General features: G+C 46.9%; 19 protein-coding genes. 7 read left to right on the top strand and 12 right to left on the bottom strand.

Annotated elements, in window-relative coordinates:
- Positions 1-2 precede the first annotated feature (2 nt).
- The 3 genes from SPI9445_RS31635 to SPI9445_RS0109780 all read left to right on the top strand — a co-directional run bounded on the left by SPI9445_RS31635 (position 3) and on the right by SPI9445_RS0109780 (position 1,850).
- A complete protein-coding gene (locus SPI9445_RS31635; RefSeq protein ID WP_272943234.1) occupies positions 3-134 on the top strand; it encodes a hypothetical protein in 132 nt (43 codons plus the stop codon).
- 67 nt (positions 135-201) lie between these two features.
- Positions 202-705, top strand: a complete 504-nt coding sequence (locus tag SPI9445_RS0109785) for a bifunctional nuclease family protein (RefSeq protein WP_017304567.1) — start codon at positions 202-204, stop codon at positions 703-705.
- A gap of 23 nt (positions 706-728) precedes the next feature.
- Positions 729-1,850, top strand: coding sequence for an aldo/keto reductase (locus tag SPI9445_RS0109780; RefSeq protein WP_017304566.1), 1,122 nt, complete (start codon positions 729-731; stop codon positions 1,848-1,850).
- Here the strand turns inward: SPI9445_RS0109780 and SPI9445_RS0109775 are convergent, their stop codons facing one another.
- The 8 genes from SPI9445_RS0109775 to SPI9445_RS25060 form a co-directional block, all read right to left on the bottom strand.
- Positions 1,851-2,213, bottom strand: coding sequence for a hypothetical protein (locus SPI9445_RS0109775; protein ID WP_017304565.1), 363 nt, complete (start codon positions 2,211-2,213; stop codon positions 1,851-1,853).
- Positions 2,210-3,361 carry a glycosyltransferase family 4 protein gene (locus SPI9445_RS0109770; RefSeq protein WP_017304564.1) on the bottom strand — a complete coding sequence of 384 codons (1,152 nt, stop codon included), beginning with the start codon at positions 3,359-3,361 and terminating at the stop codon, positions 2,210-2,212. Before SPI9445_RS0109770 ends, SPI9445_RS0109775 begins: the two co-directional genes overlap by 4 nt.
- A gap of 251 nt (positions 3,362-3,612) precedes the next feature.
- Positions 3,613-4,461, bottom strand: a complete 849-nt coding sequence (locus tag SPI9445_RS0109765) for an Npun_R2479 family HD domain-containing metalloprotein (protein WP_017304563.1) — start codon at positions 4,459-4,461, stop codon at positions 3,613-3,615.
- 880 nt (positions 4,462-5,341) lie between these two features.
- Entirely contained in the window at positions 5,342-7,282 is a 1,941-nt protein-coding gene (locus SPI9445_RS0109760) for a VgrG-related protein (protein ID WP_017304562.1), read from the bottom strand.
- Between the two features lie 192 nt (positions 7,283-7,474).
- Positions 7,475-8,242 (bottom strand): CIS tube protein, encoded by a 768-nt coding sequence (locus tag SPI9445_RS25065; RefSeq protein WP_164674503.1) that lies wholly within the window; start codon positions 8,240-8,242, stop codon positions 7,475-7,477.
- Between the two features lie 25 nt (positions 8,243-8,267).
- Positions 8,268-12,818: a hypothetical protein gene (locus SPI9445_RS30455; RefSeq protein WP_164674502.1), complete on the bottom strand. Its 4,551-nt coding sequence runs from the start codon at positions 12,816-12,818 to the stop codon at positions 8,268-8,270.
- Between the two features lie 157 nt (positions 12,819-12,975).
- Positions 12,976-13,509 carry a phage tail protein gene (locus tag SPI9445_RS0109725; protein WP_026079664.1) on the bottom strand — a complete coding sequence of 178 codons (534 nt, stop codon included), beginning with the start codon at positions 13,507-13,509 and terminating at the stop codon, positions 12,976-12,978.
- Between the two features lie 53 nt (positions 13,510-13,562).
- Positions 13,563-13,835 carry a hypothetical protein gene (locus SPI9445_RS25060; RefSeq protein ID WP_017304554.1) on the bottom strand — a complete coding sequence of 91 codons (273 nt, stop codon included), beginning with the start codon at positions 13,833-13,835 and terminating at the stop codon, positions 13,563-13,565.
- A 264-nt stretch (positions 13,836-14,099) separates the two neighbouring features.
- Between SPI9445_RS25060 and SPI9445_RS0109715 the strand changes: the two genes are divergently transcribed.
- Positions 14,100-14,699, top strand: a complete 600-nt coding sequence (locus tag SPI9445_RS0109715) for a superoxide dismutase (protein ID WP_017304553.1) — start codon at positions 14,100-14,102, stop codon at positions 14,697-14,699.
- Between the two features lie 116 nt (positions 14,700-14,815).
- Here SPI9445_RS0109715 and SPI9445_RS0109705 read toward each other — a convergent pair whose 3' ends face one another.
- Positions 14,816-15,559, bottom strand: coding sequence for a hypothetical protein (locus tag SPI9445_RS0109705; RefSeq protein WP_017304551.1), 744 nt, complete (start codon positions 15,557-15,559; stop codon positions 14,816-14,818).
- A gap of 28 nt (positions 15,560-15,587) precedes the next feature.
- Here SPI9445_RS0109705 and SPI9445_RS30450 point away from each other — a divergent pair, with 28 nt between their 5' ends.
- Positions 15,588-15,737, top strand: coding sequence for a hypothetical protein (locus SPI9445_RS30450; protein ID WP_164674501.1), 150 nt, complete (start codon positions 15,588-15,590; stop codon positions 15,735-15,737).
- A 6-nt stretch (positions 15,738-15,743) separates the two neighbouring features.
- Here SPI9445_RS30450 and SPI9445_RS0109700 read toward each other — a convergent pair whose 3' ends face one another.
- The 3 genes from SPI9445_RS0109700 to SPI9445_RS0109690 all read right to left on the bottom strand — a co-directional run bounded on the left by SPI9445_RS0109700 (position 15,744) and on the right by SPI9445_RS0109690 (position 19,905).
- On the bottom strand, positions 15,744-17,513 hold the full coding sequence (locus SPI9445_RS0109700) for a ribonuclease J (protein ID WP_026079663.1): 1,770 nt from the start codon (positions 17,511-17,513) through the stop codon (positions 15,744-15,746).
- 400 nt (positions 17,514-17,913) lie between these two features.
- Entirely contained in the window at positions 17,914-18,798 is an 885-nt protein-coding gene (gene dapA, locus SPI9445_RS0109695) for a 4-hydroxy-tetrahydrodipicolinate synthase (protein ID WP_026079662.1), read from the bottom strand.
- A gap of 63 nt (positions 18,799-18,861) precedes the next feature.
- Positions 18,862-19,905, bottom strand: a complete 1,044-nt coding sequence (locus SPI9445_RS0109690) for an aspartate-semialdehyde dehydrogenase (RefSeq protein ID WP_026079661.1) — start codon at positions 19,903-19,905, stop codon at positions 18,862-18,864.
- Positions 19,906-20,473: 568 nt separating this feature from the next.
- Between SPI9445_RS0109690 and tig the strand changes: the two genes are divergently transcribed.
- Positions 20,474-21,877, top strand: coding sequence for a trigger factor (gene tig / locus SPI9445_RS0109685; RefSeq protein WP_017304547.1), 1,404 nt, complete (start codon positions 20,474-20,476; stop codon positions 21,875-21,877).
- A 409-nt stretch (positions 21,878-22,286) separates the two neighbouring features.
- Positions 22,287-23,042, top strand: a complete 756-nt coding sequence (clpP, locus tag SPI9445_RS0109680; protein ID WP_017304545.1) for an ATP-dependent Clp endopeptidase proteolytic subunit ClpP — start codon at positions 22,287-22,289, stop codon at positions 23,040-23,042.
- Positions 23,043-23,045 lie beyond the last annotated feature (3 nt).

The raw sequence follows: 23,045 nt of genomic DNA, 5'->3' as shown, positions 1-23,045 counted from the left end.
TCTTGACGCACCATGTTCAACAGTTATTAATTATAAATTATCAATTTCCGGCCACAATCCCCCAAGTTGAAGAAAGTGGTTTAGGCTATGGAGGACTGCTATACTTTGGCTATTACGGTCACAACTGGGTTTAAATGGGGGGTCAACCCTACGCCTAGAGTTCAACTCTGAGACGAACTGTATTTTAGAGATGAAAAGCCCATGATTGAAATGAAAGTTGCTGGCATTGCTTTAGATGCTGTTACCCGTAGTCCGATTGTGTTGCTCAAGGACGGTTCTGATCGGCGTGCTTTGCCTATTTATATTGGACAGGAACAGGCTAAGTCGATTATGGGTGCGCTGGAAAACCAACGACCACCTCGCCCTTTAACTCATGATCTGTTAAGCAATATTCTGGATGTTTGGGAGATGTCCCTTTCTAAAGTGGTGATTCACTCCCTACAAGATAATACGTTCTATGCGGTGTTGTGTCTGACGAAGGGGGAGGAAACGAGAGAGGTAGATTGCCGTCCCAGTGATGCGATCGCCTTAGCCCTCCGCACGGGCAGTCCGATCTGGGTGATGGAGGAAGTCATTGCCGATGCTTCTATCCCGGTGGATCGGGATGCGGATGAGGAAGAACGGGAAGCCTTTCGGAATTTTATCGCCAATTTACGACCGGAGGATTTTATTGAGCGCGATCGCCATCAAAGTAGTGAATCCTAACAGGATATTCTCCTAAACCGATTATGGACTATCGGCGCTTCGGCAAAACAGAACTCCCTTTGTCGGTTTTTTCCTTGGGGACAATGCGTTGTTTGTCCGGTTTTGAGCCGTTCCACCAAACGTTACATCGTGCTATTGCCGGGGGAATTAATCATCTCGAAACAGCCCAAGGGTATGGACAAAGTGAGGTGTTTTTAGGGCGATCGCTACACACTGGACTCCCCCTGCCCCGAGAACAACTCTACATCACGACCAAAATTCCCCCCCACCCCGACCCGAAACAGTTTCAAACCCAGTTAGACCAATCCCTCTCCCGTTTACAGGTAGACTATGTAGACGGTTTAGCCATTCATGGGATCAATACCCCGGAGCATCTACAGTGGATTTGCGCCCCCAAAGGCTGTTTAGACGTGCTAGAAGCCGCACAACGAGCCGGAAAGGTTAAATTTGTCGGTTTTTCGACTCATGGCCCTCTAGAGCTTATTCAACAGGCGATCGCAACCCAAGCCTTTTCCTTCGTCAATCTCCACTACTACTATTTTTTCCAACGCAACGCCCCCATTTTAGACCTCGCCCAAGAACAAGATTTAGGCGTGTTTATTATCTCCCCCCTCGATAAAGGCGGGCAACTGTACCAACCCCCAGAACAGTTAACACAACTTTGTTCTCCCCTCTCTCCCATGGTCTTTAACTATCAATTCCTCCTAGGGGATCCTCGGATTACGACCCTAAGTGTAGGGGCTGCCCAACCCCAAGATTTAGACCTCGTATTACAACTCAACGCCGGGGATGCCGCACAATTGCGGGAAATCCAACAACGGTTAGAACGAGTCTTAGAAGAACAATTAGGGACAGATTTATGTCGGCAATGTTACGCCTGTTTGCCTTGTCCTGAAAGGATTTCCATCCCCGAAGTGTTGCGCTTACGCAATTTAGCGATCGCCTACAACATGACCCAATTTGGACAATATCGTTATGGGATGTTCGGCAACGCCGGACACTGGTTCCCCGGACGCACCGCCAATCACTGCACCGACTGCGGCGACTGTCTCCCCCGTTGTCCAGAACAGTTAGACATCCCCCGCCTCTTGCGAGACAGTCATCAACGGTTAAAAGGCACATCCCGCCGTCGTTTATGGGGATAATCAATTTTCCCCACAACAGGCACGCCAACGTTCTCTTAACGCCCGCATTGCCCCAATCTCATCCTCCTTCGCCATCACCAAAAAATCATACAACCACTCCTTCGGCACTTGGGGAAACGTTGGACTGCAATCCACCTCCAAAACAATAATAAATCGTTCAATCAGGCAGCGAAAAAACTCATGATCTTCCAAAGGCATCGTAATCTCTAGAACTCCCTGATCGTAAGTCAAACGCGCCCCCCGGGATGGGGGCAACACTTCTAATAACTGCACATAGGCATCCCAAGAAATGTAGCGAAAAACAACCCGTTGTTCTCCTTTCGTGGGTTGTGTTGCTGGGGGTTCTGAGGTAGCAATGCTCATGGTTCAATTAACACCTTTAACTGTTGGGTCAAAGCCCCTTTACTAAACTTAGCAATAGTCTGTTCCCGTAACCAAGAACCCTTACAGCGCAACTCAGCCGGATTATTAAGATTCCTCAAGACCTCCAAACAAGCTTGAGCCACAGAGTCCACATCCCGATGAGGAACACGCCACCCCACCCGACCATCTTGTAGGGGATCCGCCGAACCATCATTATCCCCGGAAATCACCGGAATTCCGCTGACCATCGCCTCTAAATAGACAATTCCGAAACCTTCTTGAGAAGGCATCACATAAATATCCGCCACCCGATAATGAGCGCTCAAATCTTCTGTCGGCACAAATCCCGCAAAAATCACCCGTTCTGCAACGCCCAGATCCTGCGCCAGTTGCGCCAGACGGGGCTGATCATCCCCCCGTCCAATGATGAGATACTTCACCTCTGGAAACTCCTTGAGGATGGCTGGGAGGGCGCGAATCGTGACATCTACCCCCTTATAGGGATCTCCCGACCACAAACGGGCAACGGTCATTAAAACAGTGCATCCGGTGAGGTGGTATTTTTCCAGTAGGCTGGGGGGTTTTTCTCCGGGGGTAAATTGGGTTTCATCCACAATACAGGGCAAAAACTGCACCTGATTTTCCGGGATTTGATTAGCTTTACAAAGGCGATCGCGGCTATAGCGGCTAATTGTCCAAATCCCTTGCGCCGCCTGTAATGCGTAGCGTTTCGATTCCGGCAACACCTCCCACACTTCCTTCCCATAGGTCAGGACAGTATAGGGAATCCCCAAAGGTTTACATAAAGTATGAATCAGAGGCGCTAAATTAATATGACCACAGAAAACATGGTGAGGACGTTGGGTGAGTAAAGTTTTCAGCAACGCGGCTGCCAGACGTAAGCGCCCCAGCCAAGGCATACCCGAGAGGAAATAGTGAAAGGTTAAATCCCCCCCAGAAAAGGGATTTTGACTGTCGGCCGAGTCCCGCAGAAGCAAAACATCAGCCTGATAAGGACAATCTGGCTTCTCAGTCAGATTTTGATAAGCTTCGAGAATATCTTTAACATAAGACTGAATTCCTCCTTCTTGGGCAAAAATTTCCAGAAAGACAAAAACATGATGGATGGGGGTGTCTGTAGTCTGCAAGCTGTTAATACTCCCTCACGAATAATCCTGCTCGGTGACAGACGATGGGCTGAATCTACTCTTTCTATTTTGCCTTGTTCTGGGGTCGTTGCTCGTCTCAATTCAGTCCTAATTATTTCCGACTCCTCATTCCCGACTCCCCACGCTCCGACTTATTCAGCAAGCCCTCGCCTAGGGCTTGCTGGTGAAGACCGATGAAGTGGGAAATTCATCAAGAGCGATCTTGAGAAAACCGCACTATATGCACAAAATTAGCGTCGGGAGTACATCACCTCTCGTTCAACGGTAAACACATTACCGTAGAGGTTAGTAATAATTTGTTGACCACTTGAGGTCATCTTTAAATAAGACAGACTGTTTTTAATATAGGGATGCACCACATTCCAGAAAAAAGGCGGAAATCCAGCTTTTAAATCTTCCGGTGTTTGATAGCCCAAGGTTTTATTTGTTCCATTCTCAGTAAATTCGGCAAATAAAGCCGGAAGTTTGGCTAAATAACCGGGATCGGCTAACTGACCTATTAAATCAGCCGCTCGCATTAATCCGGGGTAATGAATCGTATCCTCGTGGGCTTCATCGGGAGGTACAGGGAAGCGAGTCAGTTCAATATTGTGCTGAATAAAGGCAATATCTAATTGAGGATGAGCCGCAAATTGTTCAGCGACAAACCGTTTGCCCCGATCCACATGATACGCGGTTAAGCTGGCATCTGTAGCATCGGGAGGAAGAACAATAAAATCTCGATTATAGCCTGTGGTATAGCGTCTTTGACTCGGTTGATCTTGATGACAAATGCCTTTGAGATAGCCAATATCATGATATAACAACGATAGAATGCAGTGAAGCCAGTCCTCACAGGAAACCACTCCCTCTTGTAACTGTTTGCCCCGCAGAATCTCCTGTCCCGTTAACGCCACAAGAATGGTGTGTTCTATATCATGATAGGCCGCATCGGTTTGTGCGATCGCCTTCAAAGCCAGATGCGCCGCTTCGCCAATAATCTCAGCATATTCGCCCTTGAGAGAACCGTAATTCCTGCCATAGCCCTCCTGCAAGCGTTGGATACAATGCTCAATGGAGGTTCGTTGTGCCTGCAACATCATCCTCTCCCTGATGAATGTTCTTCATCTCCCATTGTTTGAACCGAAGGAAATTCCCCCAACTCCTTATATAGCCAACCTACCTGAGTCGTGTAAAAAAGGCTCGTCTGCAATCCAGATAGGACAATAACTCAGAGTTCACGTCTCATTAGGAGTAGCTATATTTAGTTTAAAGGAATTTCGTCCAGTGTAAACAATACCTGTTAAAATGCGAACTATAATTTACAGTATTTATAGCCATATAAAAAATAGCCCCTATTTCTCATCATATCATAAGAAAATGAGTCAGTCTGTGATCCCGATCATGTTTTCTCTTGAATTTATTTAAACTCAGTAGGTTGGCGGATAGTTTAAGGAATCAAACAGAATAATTTATAGTGAATTGTAGATTTTGTCAGGTCGATTTTCCATCAAAGTACAAAACATGACATCAACCTTAGCAGAAGGCTTTTCTCTATGATTGCGCGGCGTGGGGGAGTGCATCACTATTTTTGTTCAAAACACAAAAAAAGGGGGAAATCCGATGACCTCCCCCAAAACCCAACGCCAAACTAGATAGACTCTTAGTCGATCAACCCACTAAAAAAGTTGCCTTCCCACTTCAATGATCCTCCTTTGGTCAGACTCCAATCCTTGATTCAAAGATGTCTAGGATCTGCTGAAGAACACCAGATGCTAGACCCAACAAGGGGAGAGGGGGAGAGGTAATAGGCAATTTTGACAAGTTAAGCCTGTGTGAATTTTGTCAAGTACCAGATATAGCGTTCCACAAATTGGACAAAAGCCTAACTGGTTAAGGTTGGGGAATAGGGAATAGGTGATAGATAATAAGTCTTAATTCCTTATCTCTCCTGCTCCCCCTCTCCCAACTCCCGACACCCTAACCCGCAGGAGGTATAATCACATTGGCCGTCCCGGTGAGGGTATTAGCACCTCCCGAAGTAATCGTAGTGGCACCGCCAGAGGTGATGGTAGTGGCTCCCCCTGCGCTGACACTAATCACCCCTCCTGCTTTCAAGGTTATCCCCCCTGCGGCATTTAAATTTAAACCCGCCCCGCCTTGAATCGTAACGGTTCCGAGGGCTTTTAGGGTAATACTGCGATCGCCATCATTGAGAGTACATTCCTGTCCACCTTGGCTGATAATCTGAATCCTGTGGTTGGTTTCATCCAAAATAATTTTATGGCCGCCACTGGTCTTAATCTCAATAGCGCGATCGCCATTACTATCCTTCAACTGAATCTCATGATTGCCCGCCGTTTGTAAAGCAATCCCCCGCTTACTACTCGTCTTATCCTCCTCCACAAACTGCAACTGATGCCCCGTCCGCGTCTTCAGCGTCCGCACCCGCACCTTGCCATTCTCCACACTCTGATTCACCGCCACCGGGGGTTTATCCTTCCCATTCCACACCCCCCCCACCACATAAGGACGGTGAATATCCCCATGTTCAAACCCCACCAACACCTCATCATTAATCTCCGGCAAACAGTCAAATCCCCGTTGCTCCCCCGCGCCCAAAGCCACCACCCGCGCCCAATTACTGGCGTGGGCACTGCCATCCTCCTCCGGCGTGAGCGTGGGGAATTTGACCCGTACCCGCCCCCAACCTTGGGGATCCTTATTATCCGTCACAATGCCCACTAAAAACGTCTGTCCCGGCTTTAATTGGGGCTTAGGAGAAAGAATAGAGAAGAGATCCCCCCCTCGTAAACCCCGCACACTAAACTCCGTCCGATAACTGCGTTGATAGTAAACATGACGAGTCGCCGTGATGTAATACTGCCCGTCATATTTTCCCATATCTTGCAGCCTAACCACCCGTCCCGTGCGGATTTTGGGGTTGCCTTCTCCATTGGCATCAGCGTAAATATAGGCCCCCCCTAACTCATTAAACAGGGATTGGGCGATCGCATCCGCCTCCTTCGCCTGAAACACAGGTTGATCCACTACAATCATCTTAGGCGGCGGAGTCGCCCCCATCGTCGGCGGATTCTTCGGTCCAAACTGTCCCCCCGCCGTGGACCCCATCCCCTGCTGACTTTGGGTAATCACCTGTTCCCGTTGGGCCGTCCCCACAATCGCCTTTTTCTGGCCATAATCCCATCCTCGCACCTCCACCCCACTCACCTGTTCCGCACTCGTCACCCGCACCCGAAACCCCCCGAAATCCTTCAGCCACGTTAACGCTAAATTCTCCCCCCCCTGGGGTTTCCGAAAATACAACTTACCATCCTGCACAAACAACTCAAACCCAATCCTAGCCGCCCGATGGCGCAAAAACTCCATATTGGTTTGATTCTCTTGAAAAACATATTCATGAGGGTCCCCACTCGCATCAATTCCCCCCACATTAATCCCCACCTCCCGGGCAATTTCCCGCACAATATCGCTATCCGTATAATTCTGAAACGAACGATTATAACGGCCTCGATGTAAACGATGGGAAATATCATAACCCCGCACTAAAACAGGTGCTTGAGAATTTTCACTAAAATGACTCTCAATCCCCGTAATTTCCCCCTCAATTAAAAACCCTCGATTCACCTCACTAAACTCCGGATCCTTCGTCGTACTGGACTGAAACCCAATCTTCACCGTTTGCCCAATTTTCAAAATATCATCATACCGCCAAGGCTTATCCTCATCCCGTCCCGGAAAATAAGGATTTTCTACCACAATCGTAAACATTGCAGGCAGATGTAAACTCTCCTCCACCGTAATCTGTTCAAGATCATTCATTAACTCCTGCGGTGCATCTTGCCCCCCTAATTGTAAAAAGGGTATCGCCACATAACTAGAATCCTGAGATTGTGTCATATCTAAGCCTTGAGCAAACAGTAATTATCGATATAGCAATTTCCCTACTGGCGAGGTACAGAGTCTCTAGTTTGAGGGAACAGGGAACAGAGCGTCCAACAAAGGTCTACCTCATGAGTCGCGAAAACGCTATAGCAAAAACTCGTCATATATTCTTGATAATTTTTCCTGATCAATTATCACCAACACCCCTTAAGAATTCCATTTTTTCAACTCTTCCATTTCCTTCCCCAAAGCCTCACATTCCTTAGCCCGCTTATCCGCTTTTTCTCTCAATTTACTAGCCTCACCTGGATTAAACTTTCCACTAAATAAAAGCATCATTTGATCAGCTTCCCTCCTCATATCAGCTACTTCTTGATTACACCTTTTATGCGCTTCTTCCGCATTCTTTACCGCTTGTTCCCTTGCCTGTGCGGCAGTTAAAGGTTTAGCCGGTTGTTGCCGAGTATCCCGACTCCCAAATAAGTCCTTATTGTATGTTCTGGCATTAGCCGCTAAAAAAGAACTATCCACCTCTTTCAATGTTAACTTAACCTCCGCCCTCACAGGCGTTCCATCTGCTAAAAACATCGTTAACTTATAATCCAACTTTTCAACAAAACAAGTTAAATAATTTTGATCCCCCCAACATAATTGATAAATCGGAGGACGAGACACAACAGTTCCCCCCGATGAATACCCTTGAAACTTGACAGAATTTTGTAATTTTTCGATATATTCTTTCATCACACTTTTACCAGACTCATAAGTATCAAACATAATCTTATTAAGAGTCGTACTCCGTGCCTTGGGGTACTCGAAACTGACTTTAGGCGTTCCTTGATCGGTTCTAGCAGACTTAGAATCTTTCACCTTAATAGATTCCTGAAACTGCAACATTTCCGGGTTAAACAAAAACTGGAAATCGTAATCTCTATTATCTGTACAAAACAACCTTGCTTTTTGTAAAACCGCCATAAAGCCTCCCATTATAACATAAAAATCACCAAGACATACGACTATTATATAACAAACCCTTACGTTCTCGTTCCACCTCCAAACGTTGACAAATCATATGATACATTTCCCGCGCTAAAATCTCTAAATCCTGTGCCGCTTCTTCATCAATAGTTTCATCCTCTGGAAATTCAACATCTGCCGCAATAATTACCGCTTTTAGTTCTTTCAAGAATAGATCATCTGCCTCCTTTAATCTTAACTCTAAGGCTTTCAATATTGCAACATCCGCCGACTTAATTGTTTCTCCTAACTGTTCCTCAAAAGCACTATCAGAATCGTCTAGTTTTTCTTCCAGCAAAACTAAAACATTGTCAGAAAAATTAGGATCTTTATCTTTTTGTGTTTCTCGAAAAGTTTCTGTAAATATATCATTTCCGGCAATACGAGTTACAGAAGCATCAGCAAATTGTTCATTAAATCCGTCTTCTAATTGAGCAATTCGTGCAATTAAACTTTCAATATAAGCTTCATCTTGTTCCTCTTGAAAGGGTAGAATTTTCTTAAAACTACGCCTTAAATTTTCAGCAAAATTTTGGTCAACTATGGGTGCTTCTGCGGAACTAGAAATATCATCCTCTGTCTGGGTATCATCTGATTGAATACCCTGATTTAAGAATCTTTGCACTACTTGAGGTTCTGTATTTTGAGTTGATTCTTCTCCGAATAATTGTGCAGCATTTTCCCAAGAATTGGGAACCGATAAAGCAGGTTTTACCGACTCAGATTTAGGTTGAATCGTGGGAGTATCTCCAGTCGTTTCCCGTTGGATAGAAGTATCCCCTGAAGGTGTATCGACTTGTCTCTGAATCGTGGGAGTATCTCCAGTTGTTTCCCGTTGGATAGGAGTTTCTCCTGAAGGTGTATCGACTTGTCTCTGAATCGTGGGAGTATCTCCAGTTGTTTCCCGTTGGATAGGAGTTTCTCCTGAAGATGTATCAACTTGTCTCTGAATTGTCGGAGTATCTCCAGTTACTTCTCGTTGAATAGAAGTATCCCCTGAAGGTGTATCAACTTGTCTTTGAATCGTGGGTGTTTCCGATGAGGATGGAGTTGTAGAAGTATCCCCAACTGTTTCCCGTTGAATAGAAGTATCCCCTGAAGGTGTATCAACTTGTCTCTGAATTGTCGGAGTATCTCCAGTCGTTTCCCGTTGGATAGAAGTATCCCCCGAAGGTGTATCAACTTGTCTTTGAATCGTGGGTGTTTCCGATGAGGATGGAGTTGTAGAAGTATCCCCAACTGTTTCCCGTTGGATAGAAGTATCCCCTGAAGATGTATCGACTTGTCTCTGAATCGTAGAAGTATCCCCAGTTACTTCTCGTTGGATAGAAGTATTCCCTGAAGAGGTATCGACTTGTCTCTGAATTGTTGGTGTTTCCGATGAGGATGGAGTTGTAGAAGTATCCCCAACTGTTTCCCGTTGGATAGAAGTATCCCCTGAAGGTGTATCGATTTGTCTCTGAATTGTCGGAGTATCTCCAGTTACTTCTCGTTGGATAGGAGTATCCCCTGAAGGTGTATCGATTTGTCTCTGAATTGTCGGAGTATCTCCAGTTACTTCCCGTTGGATAGAAGTATCCCCCAAAGGTGTATCGACTTGTCTCTGAATTGTTGGTGTTTCCGATGAGGATGGAGTTGTAGAAGTATCCCCAGTTGTTTCTCGTTGGATAGGAGTTTCACTCGAAGAGGTATCGATTTGTCTCTGAATCGTGGGAGTATCCCCAGTTATTTCTCGTTGGATAGAAGTATCCCCTGAAGGTGTATCGATTTGTCTCTGAATCGTGGGTGTTTCCGATGAGGATGGAGTTGTAGAAGTATCCCCAACTGTTTCCCGTTGGATAGGAGTTTCACTCGAAGAGGTATCGATTTGTCTCTGAATTGTCGGAGTATCTCCAGTTACTTCTCGTTGGATAGGAGTTTCACTCGAAGAGGTATCGACTTGTCTCTGAATTGTCGGAGTATCTCCAGTCACTTCCCGTTGGATAGAAGTATCCCCTGAAGAGGTATCGACTTGTCTCTGAATCGTGGGTGTTTCCGATGAGGATGGAGTTGTAGAAGTATCCCCAACTGTTTCCCGTTGGATAGAAGTATCCCCTGAAGAGGTATCGACTTGTCTCTGAATCGTAGAAGTATCCCCAGTTACTTCTCGTTGGATAGAAGTATTCCCTGAAGAGGTATCGACTTGTCTCTGAATCGTGGGAGTATCTCCAGTCACTTCCCGTTGGATAGAAGTATCCCCTGAAGATGTATCGACTTGTCTCTGAATTGTTGGTGTTTCCGATGAGGATGGAGTTGTAGAAGTATCCCCAGTTGTTTCTCGTTGGATAGGAGTATCCCCTGAAGATGTATCGACTTGTCTCTGAATCGTAGAAGTATCCCCAGTTACTTCTCGTTGGATAGAAGTATTCCCTGAAGATGTATCGACTTGTCTCTGAATTGTTGGTGTTTCCGATGAGGATGGAGTTGTAGAAGTATCCCCAGTTGTTTCTCGTTGGATAGGAGTATCCCCTGAAGGTGTATCGATTTGTCTCTGAATTGTCGGAGTATCTCCAGTTGTTTCTCGTTGGATAGGAGTATCCCCTGAAGGTGTATCGATTTGTCTCTGAATTGTCGGAGTATCTCCAGTTACTTCTCGTTGGATAGGAGTATCCCCTGAAGGTGTATCGATTTGTCTCTGAATTGTCGGAGTATCTCCAGTTACTTCTCGTTGAATAGAAGTATCCCCTGAAGGTGTATCGATTTGTCTCTGAATTGTCGGAGTATCTCCAGTTACTTCTCGTTGAATAGAAGTATCCCCTGAAGGTGTATCGATTTGTCTCTGAATTGTCGGAGTATCTCCAGTTGTTTCTCGTTGGATAGGAGTATCCCCTGAAGGTGTATCAATTTGTCTCTGAATTGTGGGAGTATCTCCAGTTGTTTCCCGTTGAATAGAAGTATCCCCTGAAGGTGTATCGATTTGTCTCTGAATTGTCGGAGTATCTCCAGTTGTTTCTCGTTGGATAGGAGTATCCCCTGAAGGTGTATCAATTTGTCTCTGAATTGTCGGAGTATCTCCAGTTACTTCTCGTTGAATAGAAGTATCCCCTGAAGGTGTATCGATTTGTCTCTGAATTGTGGGAGTATCTCCAATTGTTTCTCGTTGGATAGGAGTATCCCCTGAAGGTGTATCGATTTGTCTCTGAATTGTGGGAGTATCTCCAATTGTTTCTCGTTGGATAGGAGTATCCCCTGAAGGTGTATCGATTTGTCTCTGAATTGTGGGAGTATCTCCAGTTGTTTCCCGTTGAATAGAAGTATCCCCTGAAGGTGTATCGATTTGTCTCTGAATTGTCGGAGTATCTCCAGTTGTTTCCCGTTGAATAGAAGTATCCCCTGAAGGTGTATCAACTTGTCTCTGAATCGTGGGAGTATCTCCAGTTGTTTCCCGTTGGATAGAAGTATCCCCTGAAGGTGTATCAACTTGTCTTTGAATCGTGGGTGTTTCCGATGAGGATGGAGTCGTGGGAGTATCTCCAGTTGTTTCTCGTTGGATAGGAGTATCCCCTGAAGGTGTATCAACTTGTCTCTGAATCGTGGGAGTATCTCCAGTTACTTCCCGTTGAATAGAAGTATCCCCTGAAGATGTATCAACTTGTCTCTGAATCGTGGGAGTATCTCCAGTTACTTCCCGTTGAATAGAAGTATCCCCCGAAGATGTATCAATTTGTCTCTGAATTGTGGGAGTGTCTCCAATCGTTTCCCGTTGAATAGAAGTATCCCCTGAAGGTGTATCGATTTGTCTCTGAATCGTGGGTGTTTCCGATGAGGATGGAGTCGTGGGAGTATCTCCAGTTACTTCCCGTTGGATAGGAGTTTCTCGTTGAATAGAAGTATCCCCTGAAGGTGTATCGATTTGTCTCTGAATTGTGGGAGTATCTCCAGTTGTTTCCCGTTGAATAGAAGTATCCCCTGAAGGTGTATCAACTTGTCTCTGAATCGTGGGAGTATCTCCAGTTGTTTCCCGTTGGATAGAAGTATCCCCTGAAGGTGTATCAACTTGTCTTTGAATCGTGGGTGTTTCCGATGAGGATGGAGTCGTGGGAGTATCTCCAGTTGTTTCTCGTTGGATAGGAGTATCCCCTGAAGGTGTATCAACTTGTCTCTGAATCGTGGGAGTATCTCCAGTTGTTTCTCGTTGGATAGGAGTTTCTCCTGAAGGTGTATCAACTTGTCTCTGAATCGTGGGAGTATCCCCAGTTACTTCCCGTTGAATAGAAGTATCCCCCGAAGGTGTATCGACTTGTCTCTGAATCGTGGGTGTTTCCGATGGGGATAGAGTTGTAGAAGTATCCCCAATTGTTTCCCGTTGAATAGAAGTATCCCCTGAAGGTGTATCGACTTGTCTCTGAACAAAACCAGTATCAGAAGCAACTGATGAGGAAGTATCAACTATTGCAGGTTCAACCCCTAGAGGAGGGTCCCCGGCAATTTTTAGTTGAATCGGAGTTGTTAGAGGCAGAATTGAAGAGGGAGGATGTGCTTCTGAACTGGTCATGGTTAAAGATGATTAAATCAGTGATGGGTTCAGGTTAAAATCATGGTGATGATAGTCTATGAAAACGGAGCAAGTAAGGATATAATAGGTTGCGTTATTGGCTTGTTTATCAAGGAAATATGACGCGACATATTGTATTATGTTGTCCTGAGAGTATCTAAACAAAATCCCCTAACTCATTGCGATTTTTTAAGAACACGGCACTACTTACACCCGTGTTAGAAATTTCTAAGGTTTCATAGGATAAGGTGATTTCTTCTAGGGCAACTCCTTTGCCTTTTGCCTTGAATGATGGCGCTTTCCAACCAATGGGAAACGCGGCAATCAATGTCCAGTTTTGCATAATCTCCCCCGCTTGATTAAAGATTAAAATATTGACATTTCTCCGCATTCCCTGTGAACTGTTGGGAGCAGGTTTAACTAAGGTTTGGGAGCGTTGGGTTTGCGCCAGCCACTGTAAAAATAATAAGTTATCGGTAACGCCTCGTTTTAATTTAATGGGTTTGAATTTAGCCGGACTAATCAGGGAACGCTCCCGATCATTAACTCCTCCTTCTAAAAAGTTCTTGGGTTTGGCATCCATACTCAACCCCGAACATTCGCTAAAATAAGCGGTAATTTGTGACTCCATGACCACATAAAATCGATTCTCCTGTACATAATTTTCAACAATTCTGCTTGCATTAACCATGATTGTGTGTTATACTTTTTTATACAATGGGTTACTTGTGACTAAAATTTGCACTAAAACTGGCTACGCTCCCGTCGGGAACGGAGATCCTCCTCCATGAGTTCGTAAACGCGATCGCCTACTTTGCGGATAGCACTAGGTTCATTCAAGACTTGATGGGCAATCCGTCCCAAACGGGGCAGGTTTTCAAAGTGCTTGGTTTGTAGGACAACTGGGGCAGTGTACCCAGCCGGAGTTGTGGCATCTCCAAGGGGTTCTAAGGACGGTTGGGCTTGTCCTTCGGCGGTTTTCCAGTTGCTAATCTGTTTAAAGGGAAATTTAGCCATAGTCCCCCTCAGAGTAAATTGGCTTTCTTCAGTGTAAGGGAGGGGATCGGTGAAAGCCTACTAGCCAAAAGTCGAGACGTTGCCCTCTGGGGTAGTGATGGGGAAATTTTGAGAACGGATTATAGATTTTGTGAGAATCTCTGCCTTGGGGTGTATTCCCTAAGCTGTGCTGTAGGCGACAAACAGCCATGATATACTGGGTTCAAGCATCATTGAGGGTGACACCTCTTGTAGGATGTCGTTAGAGAACACAGAAATACAATCATGGCTTATCAATTACCCCCTTTACCCTACGATTACACGGCTTTAGACCCGTACATTTCTAAAAGTACCCTTGAGTTCCACCATGACAAGCATCATGCGGCCTATGTGAACAACTACAACGCGGCTGTTCAAGGGACTGACTATGATAGCCAAAGCATTGAAGAGGTTATCAAAGCTGTTGCAGGGGATCCGGATAAGGCGGGTATTTTCAACAATGCCGCCCAAGCTTGGAATCATAGCTTTTACTGGAACTGCATGAAACCCAATGGGGGAGGGACTCCCACCGGGGCTTTAGCGGATAAAATCGCGGCGGATTTTGGCAGTTTCGAGGCGTTTAAAGAAGCGTTTGCCAAAGCGGGAGCAACTCAATTCGGTAGTGGTTGGGCTTGGTTAGTGCTGGATGGCGGTACCCTGAAGGTAACAAAAACCCTGAATGCAGAAAATCCCATGACCGCAGGCCAAACCCCTCTGTTAACAATGGATGTGTGGGAACACGCTTATTATTTGGATTACCAAAATGCTCGTCCTAAGTATATTGAGACGTTCTTAAGTAGCTTAGTGAATTGGGATTTTGTGGCTCAAAACTTGGCGGCTGCCTAGGTTTTTAAGTGGGGGGCGAGTTTTTCAATTTAGCCCCCAGTCCCTACCGAAAGAAACCCGGTTTCTGGCGTTTGTTTTTTGCCAAAAACCGGGTTTCTTGGTGGTGATTTTTGCACCTACATCAAGGTTGGAGGAAATAAACTAGAGCCTTGACTTTGGGCGAAAAACTTTTTAGTAATAATTTCCCGAAATGTCTCAAAATCGGTCTGCCATGTGCTAATCCGTTTACTTAAATAAGCGGTTTTTTGGTCTTGATATTCTGGGGGAATACCATAGGTAAATCCTCCCGAAAATAAGAGGGCGGCGATAGAGGTTTGATCGGGCTGTTGTAAACGGACTTCATTAATCCCCAAGTTGAGAGGACAGCGTTTTAACTGATAACTTAAGTTAACCGAGGCTTTGAGGGGGGCTTGTCCTAACTGTTGCCAGCCTCCGGGGGCTAACAAGGTTTCGACAATGTATTTGCGGGCGGCATCTTCTTGATTGGGAAAGCCGATGAGAATTTTGGGGTTAATACTAATGCCCTGATAATTGGCGTGGGGGAGTTTTTCGAGGTACTGACGGGCGACGATGGGGGCTTGGAGGTCTTGGGGATTTTGTTTAATGGCTTCTAGGAAGTTAATGGAACGGGGTTGAGCAAAAATATTTACCCCATTACTAAAGTTTAGTTGGGCGACGGCATTGTTCAAAACGGGCTGCTGGGTTAATTCCCAGTCTGTGGGAATAATGCCGCTAAAGCGGAGGAAGTCTAAACTAATGCTGCCGGGATTGAGATCGGTGGCGGCGATCGCAACAGCCACCTCCTGCATCTCAATATGATTCCCTAACAAGGGGTTGGTGAGTGGTAAATTTTGCGCCATGATCCTAATTCAATTGAGTCGTTAGGGTTTGCTGAATAAGTCCGAAAGTTGGGGAGTCGGGAATCGGGAATCGGGAGTCGGGAATCGGGAGTCGGGAGTCGGGAGATTGCCTCTCCCCTGCTCCCCTGCTCCCCTGCTCCCCTGCTCCCCTGCTCCCCCACACCCCACCGCTAACTGATCTCAGTTAAGAGGCCATCGTTGCCGTAGAACGTCGGCGACGACGGGAACTCGCCGGAGTGGAACTGGCTTGATCATCCGAAGACGTGGGGGGCGTTTGTAAGAGGAAAATCACTAAGGGACGACTGCGTAACTCCCGTTGGGTCAAACGCTGTAAACTGTTCTCAATCTCCGCACAAACTTTATCCCAGTTCATCCCACCATTTTTGGATTCGCTGATCTGTTTACTGTAATCCGAGAGTAACCGTTCCACATTGCGGATCATCAACTGCTTAATAAAGGTCTGATCTGCCGTAGAAACCACACCGCGTAAATGAATGGCTGGGGGAGCGAGTAACTGTAAATTGTTATCCACAGCGGCCGCTACAGTTACAACGCCATCTTCGGCCAGTTGTTGGCGCTCTTTCATCACATGATCATGAACAATGCCTGCCCCATCCACCAACTCAATCCCCGAGGGAACTTGTCCGGCAATACCAATCCGATCCTCCGTTAACTCTACAATGTCCCCATTGTTAATGATCACCATGTTTTCCGCCGGAATGCCCATATTTTGCGCCATTTGAGCGTGTTTCACCAGCATCCGGTGTTCTCCATGGACGGGGACAAAAAACTTGGGTTTGGCTAAAGCTAACATCAATTTATGGTCTTCCTGCGCCCCGTGACCGGAAACGTGAATCCCTAAATGACGACCATAGACAACATTCGCCCCCAACATCATTAAGCGGTCGATGGTATCCACTACGGCTAAGGTATTGCCGGGAATGGGATTAGCACTAAAGACAATGGTATCCCCTTGTTTTACCCGGACTTGGCGGTGATCTTTGCGGGAAATGCGGGTGAGGGCGGCTAAGGTTTCCCCTTGGGAGCCTGTGGTTAAAATCAAGACCTTTTCATCCGGTAAACTGTAAAGGGCTTTGAGGGGGGCAAATAAATCCTCGGGACACTTGATGTAACCTAATTCGCGGGCGTGGGCGATGACGTTTAACATGGAACGCCCCAAGGTGATCACTTTGCGGTTATGTTTTTGGGCTAACTGTAAAACAATATTCACCCGATGGACGGAGGAAGCAAAGGTGGTGACAAAGAGACGACCTTTGGTTTCGGCAAATACCCGGTCTAAGTTGGGATAAACGGACTGTTCCGAGGGGGTATGGCCGGGAACTTCGGCGTTGGTGGAGTCACTTAATAAACACAACACGCCTTTTGCGCCATATTCGGCGATGCGGTGCAGATCAAAATACTCGCCATCTACGGGGGTGTGGTCAATTTTGAAGTCCCCGGTGTGGATAAGGACACCCAAGGGGGTGGTAATGGCGACGCTGAAACTGTCGGCGATGGAGTGGGTGTTCCGAATGTATTCCACCCGGAAGGAGGGGCTAAGTTGGACGGTTTGCCGGGGCATGACGCTATTCAGTTGGGTGCGTTCTAATACGCCTGCTTCATCCAATTTATCCCGCAAGAGAGCCATGGCTAAACGGGGGCCATAAATTTGGGGGATGTCAAACTGTTTGAGGTGGTGGGCAATGCCGCCAATATGATCCTCGTGGCCGTGGGTGACGATCATCCCTTTGATTTTATGGCGATTCTCTCGGACGTAGGTCATGTCGGGCAGGACTACGTTAATGCCGTGCATTCCGTCGGTGGGGAAGCCAATCCCGGCATCAAGCAGGATCATTTCGTCGCCGTACTCAAAGATACAGGTATTTTTGCCAATTTCATGGAGTCCTCCTAACGGAATGATTTTTAGGGAGGCGTTTTGATTGTTATTTTTCATGGGATTTTGTTGGTTTAGATCAGGTTGATTGGCTGTTGAAACGCTGGTTTTTTTCAGGGGTTTTGCGACTACCCTGTTCTGGTTGTTGCTCAAAATGCTTTATTTTTCCTAGTTTTTATAGTTACTCAGGTGATGGGAGGCTGAAATAATCCATGGTTCATCATCAAGGCTCTATGGCTCTCCCAATTTTATGGTGATTCACAAAACTTATGTTTGAGGGAACAGGAAGGGGGAGCAGGTAATAGGTAATAGGGAATACTAATCAACTCCCGACTCCCGATGCCCGACTAGGTTGGTTCGTACCTCGCCATGACATTAATCCCAATTCCCTGTACTGTGCCGAATCGTGAGGGAAGAGGAGAAGCTGAACTTCTCTCACGATTAGGGCTTTGCGTCGCCTTTATAGGAGTTTTAGATCCGTTAAAACGCTTTTCACTTTCCCTTCTAATTCTGGGGGAAGGTCGGTTAAGGGGGAACGGAGTCCCCCGACATCCCACCCTTGAAGTTTTAAGGCGGCTTTAATGGGAATGGGATTGGTGGTACAGAATAACACTTTAAAGAGGGGGAATAGTTCCACGTGCATGGCTTGGGCGGTCTGGGGTTGACCGGAGACAAAGGCCTCAATCATGGCTTTAATGCGATCGCCCACTAAATGACTCGCCACACTCACGACCCCCGTTCCCCCAACGGCTAACAGGGGTAAAGTCAGGGAATCATCGCCGGAGTAAATCAAGAACTCTGGGGGGGTGGCGACTCGAATTTGACTCACTAAGTCTAAACTCCCACTGGCTTCTTTAATCGCCACAATGTTCTCAATTTGGGCAAGTTCCCCGACCGTTTCCGCTTGCAAACTCTGTCCGGTGCGACCGGGGATGTTATAGAGCATTAGGGGTAAATCGGGGCAAGCTTGGGCGATCGCCTTAAAATGGGCGAATAACCCGGCTTGGGGGGGCTTGTTATAGTAAGGCACCACCTGCAAACTCGCCGCCACACCTAACTTAGCTGCTTTTTGACTGCGGGCGATCGCCTCATGGGTAGAATTTGACCCCGTTCCCACAATTACCTTAGCTTTCCCCCCGATGGCCGTCTGCACCACCCGGAACAACTCTAACTCCTCCTCCTCCGACAACGTAGGAGACTCTCCCGTAGTCCCACAGACCACTAAACTCTCACTGCCCAAGTTCACGAGATGATCCGCCAACTTTTCCGCCAGAGCATAGTTCACCGTCCCATCCGGCGAAAAGGGCGTAACCATCGCTGTAATAACTCGTCCGAACTCTACCACACTGTCATCCACTCCTACCTTCACATCAACATTGACTTCTACGGCTAGGTTATTCCTCAACCCCTAGCAGGTTGCTAGATGTTGACCCGGTTTTAACCAGTCCCGCTCTAGCAATAACTCCGCAATTTGTACCGCATTTAAGGCCGCGCCCTTGCGAATTTGATCCCCACATAACCACAACTCCAAACCACAGGCATGGGATAAATCTTGGCGAATGCGTCCCACCAACACATCATCCTCTCCCGTCGCATCCATTGGCATGGGGAAATAATTCTGTTGCCAATCTTCCACCAAACGCACTCCCGGCGCTTGAGCGATGACCTCCCGGGCTTTTTCCACCAGGAAGGGTTGGCTAAACTCCAAATTCACCGCCTCCGAGTGGGCCCGCAACACCGGAACCCTCACACAAGTAGCACTCACCCGTAACTCTGGCTCCCCGAAAATCTTACGGGTTTCCTGGAGCATCTTCAACTCCTCCTCACAATACCCATTGTCCTTGAGGGGGGAATTGTGGGGGAACAGATTAAACGCCAAAGGATAGGGCAGGATTTCCGGTTGGGGTGCTTCTCCCCGTAAAATAGCCGCCGCTTGGGTTTTCACCTCCTCCATTGCCCTCGCACCCGCCCCACTGGCCGACTGGTAGGTAGCCACCACCACACGCTGAATCGGCTGCACTTGATGGAGGGGATAAATAGCCACCCCCAACAAAATCGTCGTACAGTTGGGATTGGCAATAATTCCTTGATGTTCCGCCGCCGCTTGGGGGTTAATTTCCGGCACCACTAACGGCACTTGGGGATCCATACGGAAGGCGCTAGAGTTATCAATCACCACCGCCCCCGCTTCTACGGCCACCTTTGCCCAACGCTTGGACGTAGACCCCCCGGCCGAAGCCAACACGACATCCACCCCTTCAAAGGAGCTTGCTTGTACCGCTTCCACCGTCAAGGTTTCCCCTCGGAAAGGGATTTGCTGTCCCGCAGAACGTTCGGAAGCCAGCAACTTCAAGGAGGCTAACGGAAACTGACGCTCTGCCAGTAGAGCTAAAAACTCGCTGCCGACGGCTCCGGTTGCGCCAAGAATGGCTACATGAACTGGTTTTGACAAATGATCATCCTCCAAAATTTACAGAGTGGGTAATGGGAGAGACTTCCTGCCTAGACTGGGTGCATATTTTGCTCAAGTTTGGCTTTAATAAGGCTTTACTCTATATCGTTTCAAACCAATAATATCAAACCAATAATACTTAAACTTTGTGGAACATTTTCCAGCTTGTTTTGAGCTTGTTTCGGATACCGCTTACACTAAACTTCAGAAATATAACTCTAAAATCCCTAGGATATCATAAATTCCCTATCCTCAGTAACCCCTTCGATGAAGTTCGGGTAAGTCCTTATTCTAATCTAGAACTAACATTTTAGTTTAACTGCCCGCAAATCTAAAAGAAATCTGCATCTTTGCCCGAACCGGGGCGAGAATCCACAGCCGGGAGACGTCCCTTGAGAGGGGAATCCGAAGGTTTTTTGTCTCTCTAGACAGTCGAAGGATGGCGACTTGTGATAAGATCGCATTTGCTGTGTCAAGAGACTCCCTCATCTGCGTCCTGTTGAGTGGGGGGGTGTATGAGCAGTTTCAAGTCATAGTTTCACTTCACTTGGTTGAATACGAGTTATCAATGAAAGTTACCCAGGAAAAGCTCCCCGAAAGTCAGATCGGCCTAGCCATTGAAATCCCCGCAGAAACATCTAAACTGACCTATGAGCGGATAGTTAATGATCTTGCGCGCACTATTAAGCTTCCTGGGTTTCGTAAGGGGAAAATCCCGCGTCAAGTCTTGATTCAGCGCATAGGGGCTGCGCGGATTCGGGCGGAAGTGGTTGAAACCTTGATTCAGGATAGCTTGCAAGAAGCTCTGAAGCAAGAGAACATTGACCCCCTCGGCAATTACCAATTAGTGTCCGATATTAACCAACTGGTCGAGGGGTATAAGCCCGGTGAAGCTTTGACCTTCACGGCTTCTGTGGATGTGCAGCCCGAGGTTAAACTGGGTGATTATACGGGTTTAAAAATTCAGGCAGAAGAAATCCCATATAATCCTGCGCAGGTGGATGAGTTTTTAGAGGAACAACGGTCAAGACAGGCCATTTTAGCCCCTGTAGAAGGTCGCCCAGCCCAAGAGGGGGATGTGGCGGTCGTGGACTATGAAGGTCGAATCCCCCAAGAGGGCGAGGCCGAGGATTTATTGATTGAAGGGGCGACGGCGACAGATTTCCAAATGGAGTTAGTCCTGGGTCAGTTTTTGGATGATTTAGTGAATGGCATTAAAGGGATGAATTTGGGGGAAACCAAGGAAATTTCCGTGGATTTTCCTGAAAACTATGCCCGCGAGGATTTAGCTGGGGTGTCAACGCGGTTTACTGTGACGCTAAAGGAACTGAAGGAGAAAGAACTTCCCGAAGTCGATGATGATTTTGCCGAGGAGATTAGCGAGTTTTCTACGCTAGCCCAATTGCGGGAACACTTGGAAAAACGCTATCAAACGGAAGCGGAAGATAAAACCAACGCCAACGTGGAGGAAGCCTTAGTTGAGGCGTTGTTAGAGGTGGTTGAGGTAGATTTACCTAAGACCTTAGTGAATCAAGAAATTGATGCCCTGCTACAACAGACGGCCATGCGCATGAGTCAGTATGGGGTTGATGTGCGCAGTTTGTTCAGCAAGGAAATGCTTCCCCAGTTGCGGGAAAATTCTCGCCCAGAAGCGATTAAACGGCTGAGTACGTCCTTAGCCCTAGTCAAAATTGCCCAAGAAGAGGGACTGAAACCGGAGGAGGAACAAGTTGAGGAACGAATCCAAGAAGTCTTAGGGCAAGTGAAGGATCGCCAGGAGGTTGATCCGTTGAAGTTGCGAGAGTTTGTGGTGGATGAGTTACTGCAAAATCAAGCGATTGATTGGTTAAAGGAAAAGGCGGTGATTGAGTTGGTGCCGGAGGGGACGTTATCTAAGCCGGAGGAAGAGGAAACCGAAGCTGAGGAATCCGCATCGGAAGCTACAGTTGATGTGGAAGCGACGGCAGAATAAGTTAGACCAATATTAGACACAGATTAGACATCTCCTAAAACCCCCTTTTTGGAACGGTAGTATAGGCATTTCAGCCTAGTGATGGGGGATGTCTAGGGGACAGGAGAAATAGCGCGGGGAGTGTCAAATAACGGAAAACAGGGGGATTGAGTCCCTCTGTTTTTTTGGATCTGGCGTTGGAGGCTTGATAACCCCTCCATCCTCTGTGTTAAACTATCAGGGGAGTCGCCCCGTTTGTGCAGAAGTCCCCCCTATTCTGGGGAATTAAGGCATAATAGAGGAAGGGGGGAATAATAGGGATAACAACCCACGATTCAAAAGTCATTCAAAATCCATTTCAGCGACTCTGATTGTTCTTCAATCTGATTATTCTTCAACCCATTTAGTTCTCAGGCTTAGAAGCTTTGTTATGATTCAATCGCGATCGCCCGACTACTCGCCCAATAGTCATTTTATTCATGATTACCACTCTTTGAGCAACAGCAAATCGGGTCAGATTGTTTCTGGGGTGGTGGATTCTAATTGTTCTAATGCGGTAATCCCTAGTGCTGTAATCCCCATTGTAATTGAGCAATCAGGGATGGGTGAACGAGCCTTTGATATATACTCCCGTCTACTGCGAGAACGGATTATCTTTTTAGGGACGGTGGTTGATGATGCGATCGCCGATTCTGTGGTTGCCCAACTGCTGTGTCTAGATGCAGAAGACCCCGACAAAGACATTCAACTTTACATTAACTCCCCTGGGGGTTCAGTGTATGCCGGAATGGCCATCTACGACACCATGCAGCAGGTGCGGCCGGATGTCGTGACCATTTGTTATGGATTAGCCGCCAGCATGGGGGCGTTTTTACTTTCAGGGGGAACCCAAGGAAAACGTCTTGCCCTGCCCAGTTCGCGGATTATGATTCATCAACCTCTCGGAGGCGCCCAAGGACAAGCCGTAGATATAGAAATTCAAGCCAAAGAAATCCTCTATATCAAAAACCAACTGAACGAAATGCTCGCGAGTCACACAGGTCAACCCTTAGAAAAAATTGCCGTTGACACAGATCGCGACTTCTTTATGTCCGCACAAGAAGCCAAAAATTACGGTCTGATTGACCAAGTAATTACTAAACCCGGACTTCCTCAAATTGAAGTCCCCTTAACTGCAATCCAATAAGAG

Source organism: Spirulina subsalsa PCC 9445, from assembly GCF_000314005.1.
Classification (GTDB): Bacteria; Cyanobacteriota; Cyanobacteriia; order Cyanobacteriales; family Spirulinaceae; genus Spirulina_A; species Spirulina_A subsalsa.
This window is presented reverse-complemented; position numbering and strand designations above follow the sequence as displayed.